At 67.6% G+C, this 11,268-nt stretch carries 7 protein-coding genes; 5 read left to right on the top strand and 2 right to left on the bottom strand.

From position 1 onward, the window contains the following. The first annotated feature begins 139 nt into the window (after positions 1-139). The 3 genes from QM638_RS05175 to QM638_RS05165 all read left to right on the top strand — a co-directional run bounded on the left by QM638_RS05175 (position 140) and on the right by QM638_RS05165 (position 3,237). The gene (locus QM638_RS05175; protein ID WP_415140874.1) at positions 140-1,090 is read left to right on the top strand and encodes a hypothetical protein; all 951 of its coding nucleotides are present in this window, start codon (positions 140-142) and stop codon (positions 1,088-1,090) included. Positions 1,091-1,092: 2 nt separating this feature from the next. Continuing rightward, positions 1,093-2,256 carry a hypothetical protein gene (locus QM638_RS05170; RefSeq protein WP_415140873.1) on the top strand — a complete coding sequence of 388 codons (1,164 nt, stop codon included), beginning with the start codon at positions 1,093-1,095 and terminating at the stop codon, positions 2,254-2,256. Between the two features lie 90 nt (positions 2,257-2,346). Then, positions 2,347-3,237, top strand: a complete 891-nt coding sequence (locus QM638_RS05165; RefSeq protein WP_415140872.1) for a sulfotransferase domain-containing protein — start codon at positions 2,347-2,349, stop codon at positions 3,235-3,237. On the opposite strand, the gene QM638_RS05160 is transcribed toward QM638_RS05165, so the two are convergent. Continuing rightward, entirely contained in the window at positions 3,224-4,504 is a 1,281-nt protein-coding gene (locus QM638_RS05160) for a hypothetical protein (RefSeq protein ID WP_415140871.1), read from the bottom strand. The two genes, QM638_RS05165 and QM638_RS05160, sit on opposite strands and share 14 nt — an antisense overlap. A 91-nt stretch (positions 4,505-4,595) precedes the next feature. Here QM638_RS05160 and QM638_RS05155 point away from each other — a divergent pair, with 91 nt between their 5' ends. Further along, entirely contained in the window at positions 4,596-5,588 is a 993-nt protein-coding gene (locus tag QM638_RS05155) for a sulfotransferase family protein (RefSeq protein ID WP_415140870.1), read from the top strand. 16 nt (positions 5,589-5,604) lie between these two features. Here the strand turns inward: QM638_RS05155 and QM638_RS05150 are convergent, their stop codons facing one another. Next, on the bottom strand, positions 5,605-6,612 hold the full coding sequence (locus tag QM638_RS05150; protein ID WP_415140869.1) for a hypothetical protein: 1,008 nt from the start codon (positions 6,610-6,612) through the stop codon (positions 5,605-5,607). 621 nt (positions 6,613-7,233) lie between these two features. On the opposite strand from QM638_RS05150, the gene QM638_RS05145 reads away from it, so the two are divergent. Beyond that, a complete protein-coding gene (locus tag QM638_RS05145) occupies positions 7,234-11,217 on the top strand; it encodes a PKD domain-containing protein (protein ID WP_415140868.1) in 3,984 nt (1,327 codons plus the stop codon). Positions 11,218-11,268 lie beyond the last annotated feature (51 nt).

Raw genomic sequence — 11,268 nt, 5'->3', positions numbered from 1 at the left:
GGACCGGCGGCCGGGGCCGGGTCAGCGCGATGGTCCGGGTCGGCGCGGTGGCGGAGCGGTCGCTGGCCGGCGTACGCCGGGCGGCAGGCCGTGGCCGGCGTCTTCTCTCGACTCTCTTCGCACATCTCGGAGGTGCCCGATGACCATCGCCGCCCACCACGCCGACAACGCGACCGGTTCGGAGCCGGTGGTGTTGGATCGCCTGCTCTTCGGCGACAACCAGTTCTTCGGCGTGAATCACATGTCCGAGGAGAAGGCCCGCGCCCAGGCGATGCGCTTCCAGACCACCGACGCGATCATGGAAGTGCTCGACATCGCCTACGACGCGGGAGTGCGCACATTCATGTGCACGACCCACGAGCGCATCGCCGAGGTCGTCGCCAGGGTGCGGGCCGAGCCCGAGCGCTACGCCGGCTTCCAGTTCTTCCCGTGTATGCCCTACGCGCACAAGTACGCCAACGCGGTCACCGACTACGGGATGATCGGCGCGCTGCGACGTTTCCTGCCCGATGAGGGGCTGATCGCCACCGCGTTCAAGGGAGGGCGCGCGGTCGCCCGCAAGGATGTCGAGGCGATGGTCGCGATGCTGGTCGACGCCGAGATGAGCATGTTCTCCGGCGTCTCGACGCCGGTCGTCTTCCTGCAGAACGTGGTGGTCGACCTGCTCCTTGGCCTCGGGTTCCATGAGGCCTTCGCCGTCTTCGCTCGCCACGTGAAGGAGAAGTACGGCGCCGAGCCGGGCTTCATCACGATGAACCTGGTCCGCCTGCTCGACGCCCTTGACGAGGTCGGCATCGAGAACCCGATCGTGTGCAGCAACATGAACAAGCTGGAGTTCCGGATGTGCGGTGGCGCCGACGACTATCGCGCGGCGCTGGCCGAGCGGCGGTTCCGTGCCATCGCGATGTCGGTCTTCGCATCGGGCGCCCTCTCGCCACGCGAAGCGCTCGAATGGGTCGCGGAGTCGCCGGCGATCGAGTCGGTCGTCTTCGGTGCCTCGAGCGCCGCACACATCCGCGGAACATGTGAGATCGCGGAGGACGTCTGGCCGACGTGGCCGGCAACCTCGGAAGCCAAGGAGGCGAACTAGCAGTGACGGCAAGGCGCATGGGGGCGCTTCGGATCGGACCGGTGCTGGTGGCACTGGCGCTCATGGTGGGGGTAGTGGCCGGACTCTCGGCCCCGGCGGAGGCACGCACGGCCAGCGTGGCGAAGCTCAGGGTCGGCTGGGGAGTCAATGGTCCGGTCTACGCCGTGGCGGTCAAAGGGAACACGCTCTACGTGGGCGGTTCCTTCAGCGCGGCGATCGGCCGCAACGGGACGAAGCTCGCCCGCCACAATCTGGCGGCCTTCTCGCTCTCGACCGGTCGGCCGCTGCGGGGCTGGGTGGCCAACACCGACGGGGCCGTGCACGCGCTCGTCGTCGCTCGCGGCGCCGTCTGGGTCGGCGGGAAGTTCGAGTCCGTCAACGGGACCGCCCGGGAACGGGTCGCGAAGCTCTCCACTCGGAGCGGTGCCGTACGGACCGGGTTCCAGTTGGACGTCAACAACACCGTGCGGGCGCTGGCGGTGACCAAGACCGGGGTCTACGCCGGCGGTGACTTCACCGCGGCCGGGTCGATCACCTCGTCACACCTGGTCGCGGCCCGCGTCGACACGGGCGCCGTACTGACCAGATTCACCGCCCGGGCGAACCGGACCGTGTGGGCGCTCGCCGCCCGACCCAACGGTCGCACGCTCTACGTCGGAGGAGCCTTCACCAAGCTGGACGGCAAGCGCCGAGTCGCCCTCGGCGCGCTCAACGCGGCCACCGGCGCCGTACGGGGTGTGGTCTTCCGCCAGTCCTCGGGTCCGGTGCTCTCCATCGATCTCAGCGGCAACGGCCGCCGGGTGGCGGCTGCGGTCGGCGGGCGTCCGCGGGCCGCGGCCGGGAACAGCATCGCGGCCTGGAACACCGCCACCGGCGTTCGTGCCTGGCGAGTCCGGCTCAGTGGGGACGGCCAGGCCGTCGACATCTTCGGCAACACCGTCTACGGCGGCTTCCACGGCGGTTTTCACGCCAACCACAAGCTGAAGCTGATCGCGATCAACCTGCGCACCGGCACCGTGCGTCGCGCGTTCCAGCCCCGGTTCAACGACTTCTGGGGAGTGCGGGCGATCGCGGTCAACAGGCGCGGGGTCGCCGTCGGCGGAGAGTTCACCAAGGTCGACAAGGTGAAAGCCAGACGAGTGGCCGTCTTCCGTGGACGTTGGTGACGCGCTCAGCGTCTGCGATCCACCAGCACGACACCATGTCCACCACGAGTTCGAAGGGAGCAGGGAGCGGCGCGGCCGTTCCCGCACACCATGCCGCAGCTGGGAGCGCTCAAGGAGAGGACGCCGCGGACCGCGCTGGACCTTGCCAACTGGACCACCCGCCGGTGGGGACTGGCGACCGCCGCACAGCGGGGTCTGCCGGATTTCCTGGTGATCGGCACGAAGCGGGGTGGCACCACCTCGCTGTTCAACTATCTGCTCATGCACCCCGGCGTGCTCGGGCTCTTCCCGCAGGTGCGCGGCCGCAAGAGCACCGACTACTTCTTCAAGAACCTTCATCTGGGCGAGGCCTGGTATCGCTCGCACTTCCACACCGACGGTCATCGCGCCCGGGTTGCGGACCGGCTGGGATACGCGCCGGTGAGCGGCGAGGCGTCGCCGTACTACATGTGGGACAGACGAGTCGCGGAGCGGGTGGCCTCCGTCGTGCCCCAGGTCAAGGCGATCGCCCTGGTCCGTGACCCGGTGGAGCGTGCCTGGTCGCACTACCAGGAGCGCATTCAGAACGGGGTCGAGCCGCTGAGCTTCGTCGATGCGCTGGCCTCCGAGCACCGGCGCACGGCGGCGGCCGAGGCCAGGATGCGCCAGGAACCGACCTTCCACAGTGACGCCTTCGACTGGTACCCCTACCGTGAGCGAGGTGTCTACCTGCCGCAGCTGCTGAACTGGACGCGGAGCTTCCCGCGGGAGCAGCTCCTCGTGATCCGTAGCGAGGACATGTACGCCGACGTGCAGTCGGTCTTCGACACGGCGTGCGACTTCCTGGGCCTGCCCCGGATCGATCTGCCGACGAAGAAGACCTTCAACGCCAGCGCACGGGCCCCGATGCCGGACTCCGTGCGTGCGGAGCTCAGCGAGTTCTACCGGCAACCGAACGCCGAGTTGGAGTCCTATCTCGGTCGACCTCTCATCTGGTCGTGATCGGGATGGAGCCGTGGTCGTGAGGCCATCCGAGCAACGCCTCCACCTGATCGAGCAGGCGCGCGAGACCGGCCGGCGAGATGAGCGACTCGGCCCAGGTCCCCGCGTGGCAGGCGAGCGTGCATGCTCGCTCGACGGTCACCACGCCGTAATGCGCGGCGACCATCGCCTGATCGGTGGGGTCCAGTCCGCATGCGGTCAGATACATGGCGGCGCGGGCCAGCGCCTCGGTGAGGGAGAGCCGTTCGAGGTCGGTCGCCGTCAGCCGCAGCGAAGAGAAGGTCCAGTGCAGCGCGTCGAGTCCGGCGACTGCGTCACGCTCGGCGTTCTCCCAATCCCACACCCACAGCTGGCCGGAACCATCCCGGGCCGTGTTCCAGGGGGCCAGGTCGCCATGCCACCACGAGGTGATCGGCACGGAACGGGGATACTCGCTCACCCGAAGGGCAAGCGTGAGTGCTCGTTCGCCGAGCTCGGCGACATGGTCCACGCCGGCCGCGATCCGCAGCCGGTCCATCGTCGCCGCGAGCTGGGCGCTGTGTGCGATCGGGGCGTGTCGGACGACCGGGAGGAGCCCGAAGAGCTCCTGTGCCGTGGGCTCGTCCGAAGAGCCCCTGACGTCGAACGGCAACGGGGCGGTGACGGTGATCGGATGGCCGTGATAGTCGATGCGCGCGAGCAGTGCTGGCGCACGCATCGGTCCGGTCCGACCACCGAGCTCGGCGAGCGCCTCGCCCTCGGTCGCCACCAGCTCGTCGCTGGGGGGATTCCAGCCGACCTTGGCATATCCCGCCGGCGTACCGGAGCGGTCGACGAGATGGAGCATCGTCTTGCGGTTGTCACTGGTCCGCACGCCTGTCGAGGCGACGACGTCGAACCCGAGCTGGGTGCTGAGCAGCGAGATCGGCAACTGCATGACGACATCGGCGGGCGCCGCGGCTCGTGCCTGAACCGCGACTCGGGAGCGCGAGAGCGGGAGCCCTGCGGTCGCCGCGGCGCCGAGCGCTGCCCGAGCGAGATTGGTACGTCGGGTCCGCAGTCGGCGATAGTTCGTGAGCGCGCGGCGGGTGGCGGCGCGTGGCTCGGTCGGGACGAGCAGGCGCGCCGACTCGGCCCGCGGGATCAGCCAGTAGGACTCGACCGTTCGCCATGCGGGGTCGGGCGCCGGGTCGATCACTACCCGCAGGTCGCTGGATGCGGTGAGCGCCGGCTGCCACAGCTGCTCGATGACGTGATCGACGGCGTGCAACGCGTCAGTCCCCTTCATGTCGGACGGCCCTTCCTGGGCCCTGCCGACGGCCGGGCCCACGCCATTGTCTGCGATATGGAGCGACGAGATGACCGATAGGGGTAGAAAGATGGAATCGGAGGTGGCCGGCAGCGTGATGGACGAGACCCGCGACGGGACGACCCGGCATGAGCCGTCCGCGGCGGGACCCATGCCCTCGTTCGTGGTGATCGGCGCCCAGAAGTCGGCCTCGACCTTCCTGCAGGATCAGCTCAGTCAACACCCCGATGTCGAGATTCCCGAAGGCGAGGTGCGCGCGTTCGAGGAGCCGTTCTACGGCGACGGTGCCGTCGAGGCGCTGCCGAGTCTCTATGTGCGTCCGGTTGGCGAGGCGGTGCGCGGGATCAAGCGTCCCGACTACCTTGGCCGGCCCGAGATCCCAGCCCGGCTCCGGGCGCATCTGCCCGACGCCAAGCTCCTGGTGGTGCTTCGTGAGCCGGTGGCCCGGGCGGTCTCGAGCTACTACCACTTCGTCCGCCACGGCTTCGTGCCGTTGGCGCCGATCGACGAGGCCATGGCGCACCTGCTGGCGGGGGAGTGGGACCGGCGCTACCCGAGGGCCCCGGAGGTGTTGGCGTACGGGCGCTACGGCGAGCACCTGGAGCGCTACCTCGGCCACTTCTCGCGCGACCGCCTCCTCGTCTTCGACCAGCAGGAGCTGATCAAGCATCCGCAGGACTCGCTGCGCCGCGCCTTCGCGTTCGTCGGGGTCGATCCCGACTTCGAGCTGCCGCCGCGGTCGGTCCGGGCCTCGAACACCGGTGTCTACTCGCCGTTCCGGCTTCGGATGCTTCGCACGAAGAACCGAACTCGGTTCACCTACACGGAGTCGTTGGACCGGCGCTACCCGCGTCGGATGACACCATGGGGATGGCTCTACAACGCCTCGCTCGTCGGCCTGGACCGGTTGGTGCTGAGCCACTTCGACGAGGGGCGGCCGCCGGCGCTGTCGGCACCGACCAGGCAGGCGCTGACCGACTACTATGCCGAGGACCGCGATCGTCTTGGGGCGGTCCTGAAGCATTGGGATCTCAGCCCGGACTGGCTCCGTACATCTGACTGACCGGTGACGACCGCCGTCAGGCCTTGGTGTAGATCCGCATCGCCGAGACGTTGATGCTCGAGCTCTTCCACGAGTCCGGCACGGTGCCCCAGAGCTTGGCGCTGGTGCCGTTGTTCACCTGCAGAGTCACCCGGGGGTACCAGTGGGTGCCGGCAGTGAACTGTGACCATGAGCCCGAGCTGTTCTGCTTCTCGAACTGTGCCTTCGTGATCGAGCCGGCAAGGCTGCCATCGACCCACAGGGAGACCGACGACGAGGTGAACTCGTAGCGATAGCGCCGGATACCGTCGTAGCTGCCGTTCGACCTCGGCGCGATGCCGAATGCCTTCGAGCCTTGGTTGTAGGGCGAGCTGCCGGTGCGGATCAGCGTCGACTTGGCCTCGTACGTCCCGGCGCCGCCGGAGATCCCCTTGCCGGCGTTGGACCCGACGTACTCCAGCAGGTCCATCTCGCCCGAGGACCCGGTCAAGGGGCGGAACCACACGGCGTGACCGAGGCCGGCACCGGTGCCCTGCATGTCGATGTCCATCTCGATGGCGGCGACCGACGGGATGTTCACCCCGCGGAGCATCACGTCGGCGGAGTAGATGGTGCCGCCGCTCCGCTCGGCCGTGACCGTGAGCCCGTCGGAGCCCCAGGTCGCCTGTGCCTTGCGGTTGTACGACTGGTCGGTGTTCGTGCGTACCCCGGTCGTGTACGTGGTGCCGGAGGGCTGCTCGGTCAGGTCGACGGTCTTGCTCAATGCCCAGCCGGAGGTTCCGCCATACGCGCCGTCGGACGCCGTTCCGGTCTGTGAACTCGTGGTCGACAGGTCGATGTTGTTGGCGCCGTGACTGGCGCGCCGGTACTTGATGCCGGCGGTGGCACCGGTCGCGGGGCTGGTGGATTCGGAGGCGATCAGCCCGGTTGCAGCAGCAGCGAAGAGAGCTGCAGCGGAAGTGATGGCGGTCCTGCGCCGGATGGGACGGTGCGAACGTTGCCGGTGGATCGGACGTGCATCGAACGCGTTCGTGCGGTCAGTCATGGAGCTCCCTGGTTGGCATGTTCCGACCGGTCTGATCGGAACTGGTCCAGGCCTCATCGACTGGAACGGCAAATGACGCTAACGACGGCTTCGGGGCGACCGGAAACTCAAGTTCGGCGGTGCTTGTGACGGCTGTGACAGGTGTTCATCGAGGGAAAAGGCCTGTGGCGTGAGTCACGCCACCAGTGGGATGGGTGTGGCTACACAGATCGGCAGCGATCTCTTGAGACAGGAGAGGTATGTGATCCACCACATAGGGTAAAAACTACTGGTTTTCACCTTCTGGCGAGGATTTATGGCAAAATCTCCTCTTTTTACTTTTGGTGACCGAGGGGGAGGCCAGCGCGAAGCGCGCTCTGAGGGCCTGGGTCGGTGAGCCACGAGGGTGCGGGTCCGTGCTCACTCCTGGCCTGGTCCGAGCGTCCCTCAGATTGGGGAAGCCGAGGCAGATGCCGGCTCCGGGATGGTCCGGCGTCATTAGCGTCGTGTCGGGCTCGGGCCTGGTCGATCAAGTCCGCATGATTCAGCAAGATTCAGAAGGTCGGGGGAGTCCTCGTGAAGCTCGTCGCGCGCGCCGTTGCCGGTGTGATGATCGCTGCCGCACTCACCACCGTTCCTGCGATGACAGGAACGGTGTCGAGCGCCCAGGCGGCAACGACCGATGCGATCGGTAGCACCGCGGCGACCGCCGCGGGCTCGTGTTGGGAGATCAAGCAGAAGATCCCGTCGTCGACCGACGGCGCGTACTGGCTACTGACCCCCCAGATGTCGGAGCCGGAGCAGTTCTACTGCGACATGACCACCGACGGTGGTGGCTGGGTGCTCATCGGCCAAGGACGTGAGGGGTGGGTGACCAACTACGACGGCAAGAACAGCGCCTCGTCGTTGCTGACCCCCGACACCATCCCGGTGAACTCGACGGTGCAACTGCCGAGCACGACGGTCCAGGAGTTGCTCGGCTCGGCGCGCGTGGACAGCCTTGACGATGGGGTGCGTCTGCGTCGAGCGACGAGTGCGGACGGCAGCTCCTGGCAGGAGGCTCGGATCAAGTTCAGCAAGTTCGGACAGTGGAACTGGGCTCTGGGTGCTACCTACCCGATCAGCAGCTGGTCCTTCGGGTCGGACACCGGGACAGGCGGCACCATGGCCTCGTTCGGGACCGGGACTCAGTACGACATCGACAACAACACGCCGGCGAAGAGCAACGGCTATCACCGCGGGTTCGCGTTCGGGTCGGGGGTCACCGGGACTGACAGTGACACCACCTATCTGTGGTCCTCGACGAACAGCGGAGGCGCACTGCCCGTGACGCAGGTCTTCGTGCGCCCGAAGGTGCTCTCCGGTGACGCTGGATTCACCTCCATCCCCGACTCTGGTCTCTCCGGCTACAGCCAGACGAGCCTGCCCAACTCGACCGCACTGGACTCGCCGTGGGGCGTCTCCGGGCGCGCGGGCGACACCAGCACCGAGGGCAACGTCGAGGTTCAGGCCTTCACCCAGTCCGGTTCGACGATGTACGTCGGCGGCAACTTCGAATATGTCCAGAAGGACGCCGACGGCACCGACCAGGTCGAACAGCCGTTCCTCGCCGCCTTCGACGTGGACACCGGGGAGTACCTCCCGGACTTCCATCCGGTGCTCAACGAGCAGGTACATGACCTGGCGACGTTGCCGAACGGTGACGTGGTGGCCGCGGGTCAATTCACCGAGGCCAACGGTGCGGCCGCCACCGGGATCGTTGCGCTCGACCCGACGACGGGGGCGACCGACAGCTCGTGGAACGTCACAGTGCAGGACCGACTCTCCGCCGACACCTTCCGGATCAACACCCTGACGGTGGCGGATGGGTACCTCTACATCGGTGGGGCGGTGACCCACTTCGCCGGGGGCACTCGACCCAACGCCTTCATCTATTCCCGCGGGCTGGCCCGGGTGTCGGTGACCGATGGCACCCCGGACAGCGGCTGGAAGCCCAATTTCAACGGCACCGTCAACGATGTCGCCATCTCCCCGGACGGCACCCGGGCCTATGCGGCCGGCTACTTCACCACCGTCCAGGGCGTCGCTGCCCGACGTGCGGCAGCGGTCTCCACCGACGCCGGTGCGACGCCGATCTCGTGGACGCCGTCGTGGAGCAGCAGCAACGACTACCAGCGCTCGATCGACGCGGTGGGTGACAAGGTGTGGGTTGGTGGGTCGGAGCACTCGCTGTTCCAGTTCGACTCCTCGACCTTGAGCCGCACCATGGGCGACATCGCCAACCCGCATGGTGATGTCCAGGCGATCGCGCACACGTCGACTGCGGTCTTCGCCGGGTGTCACTGTGACGACTACGCCTACCACGACGCCTACGCGTGGCCGAGCTATGGAACGAGTTGGACTTCCGTCGACGCGTTGCACTGGCTGGGTGCCTGGGACCCGGACACCGGCGCGCGTCTTCCACAGTTCACCCCGGATCTCGAAATGCGGCAGGGGACCGGCATCTGGGCGATCACGACCGACAGCAACGGAGTCCTGTGGGCCGGCGGCGATGTGGTCTCGGCGAAGACCTCCACGAAGGCGGCGGCGTTCGCCGGTGGGTTCGTGAGGTTCGCCGCAAACGACTCGACCGCGCCCACCGCGCCCACCGATCTGACCGTGGACAGCTCGAGCTCGTCGACGGTGACGCTGTCGTGGACCGGCTCCACCGACGCGGGCGGTGGTGTGCGTTACGAGATCCTGCGTGACGACCGGCCGATCGCCTCGACCGCCGGCAACACCACCTCGATCACGGTGCCGACGGGTGGGTCCGACCGCTTCTTCGTCCGCGCCGTCGACAAGGCCGGCAACTACTCCGCGACGACCTCGGTGCTCTCGGTGGACGGTGCCAGCACCCCGCCGACGGCGTCGTTCACGAGCACGACCTCCTATTCCGAGGCGAGCCTCGACGCCAGCGCGTCGAGTGCCGCTGACGGCACGATCAGCGGCTATCTGTGGGACTTCGGCGACGGGACCGGCGCGCGTGGCGTCACCGCGGATCACAGCTACACCGCCGCGGGGAGCTACATCGTCTCGCTCACCGTGACGGACTCATCGGGAGCCACCAGGACGACCTCTCAGGTCGTGACCGTGACCGATCCGGCGAATCCGTCCCCCACGGATGCGTACGGTAAGGCCGCCTATGGGCTGTCGCCGAACTACTACTACCGCCTCGGCGAGTCCTCGGGGACCGTTGCCGCAGACGCGGGTCCGGCGGGTCGCGACGGTACCTACGTCGGCACCGTCACCCAGGGCGTCACGGGTGCACTCGCCAATTCCACCGACTCGGCGATCAGCCTGTCCGGAACGACCGGGTTCGTCACTTCGCCGAAGCTGAGCGCGGCACCGACGACGTTCTCACTGGCGATCTGGTTCAAGACGACCTCGACCCAGGGCGGGCGGCTGTTGGGATACAGCAGTTCGGCTACTGGATCGTCCAGCTCCTATGACCGGCACCTCTATCTCCGCAACGACGGGACGCTCGTGTTCGGCGCCTACACCGGCGTGGAGAACACCGTGACCAGCACTGCGGCGTACAACGACGGCGCCTGGCACCAGGCGGTGGCCACCCTCTCTCCGAGCGACGGCATGAAGCTCTACGTTGACGGGAGCCTCGTGGGGACCAACTCCAACGGCAGCGCGCAGAGCTTCATCGGCTACTGGCGAGTTGGCGGAGACAACGTCTGGTCAGGAGCCTCCACCGGCAACCTGACCGGCTCGCTCGACGAAGCGGCTGTCTTCGGCACGGCGCTCACTGCCGACCAGGTCTCGGCCCTCTACGCGGCAGCCTCGGTCTCGAACGACGACAATGCTGCACCGGTGGCCAGTTTCACCAGCACGACCAATGACCTTGTCGCACAGTTCGACGCGTCGGAATCCAGTGACGATGACGGCACCGTCGCCAGCTACGCCTGGGACTTCGGCGACGGCGCCACCGGTCGAGGTCAGTTGACCAGTCACACCTACGACGCGGCGGGCACCTATACGGTCACCCTGACCGTCACCGATGACGACGGCGCCACCGCGTCGACCACCGATGATGTCACCGTGGCGGCACCGCCGGTCACCACGACAGCTGTCGCGGCGGGTAGCGATTGGGCCTGGCGGTATGTCTCGGGTGCCCCGCCGACCGGGTGGACGACGAACGGTTTCGATGACTCCTCGTGGAGCACCGGTGCTGCGCCGCTCGGCTTCGGGACGACCAGCCTTGGCACCGATATCGACACCTTCAGCTCCACCAGTGACCGGCCGCTGGCGGCGTACTTCCGCAAGAGCTTCACCATCGACGACGCCAGCAAGGTGACCGAGCTGGAGCTCACGACTCGAGGTGACGACGGCGTCGTGGTCTACGTCAACGGCACCGAGGTCGGCCGGTCGAACATGCCGAGTGGCACCGTCACCGAGAAGACCTACGCCTCGAGCGCACGCCGGGCGGCGGTCGCGATCGCCTCCCCGCTCGTCGTCGACGTGCCGACCAGCCTGCTGGTCGACGGCACGAACGTCATCACGGCGGAGACTCACCTGAACTACCGGGCGACGGCTGACGCCAGTTTCGATCTCAGCGCTGAGGTCACCGAGACCCAGTAAGAGGTGCTCTGATGCGATGGCCCGTCCCTGGGACGGGCCATCGCGCGTCAT

Source organism: Nocardioides sp., assembly GCF_047606145.1.
Classification (GTDB): Bacteria; Actinomycetota; Actinomycetes; order Propionibacteriales; family Nocardioidaceae; genus Nocardioides.
This window is presented reverse-complemented; position numbering and strand designations above follow the sequence as displayed.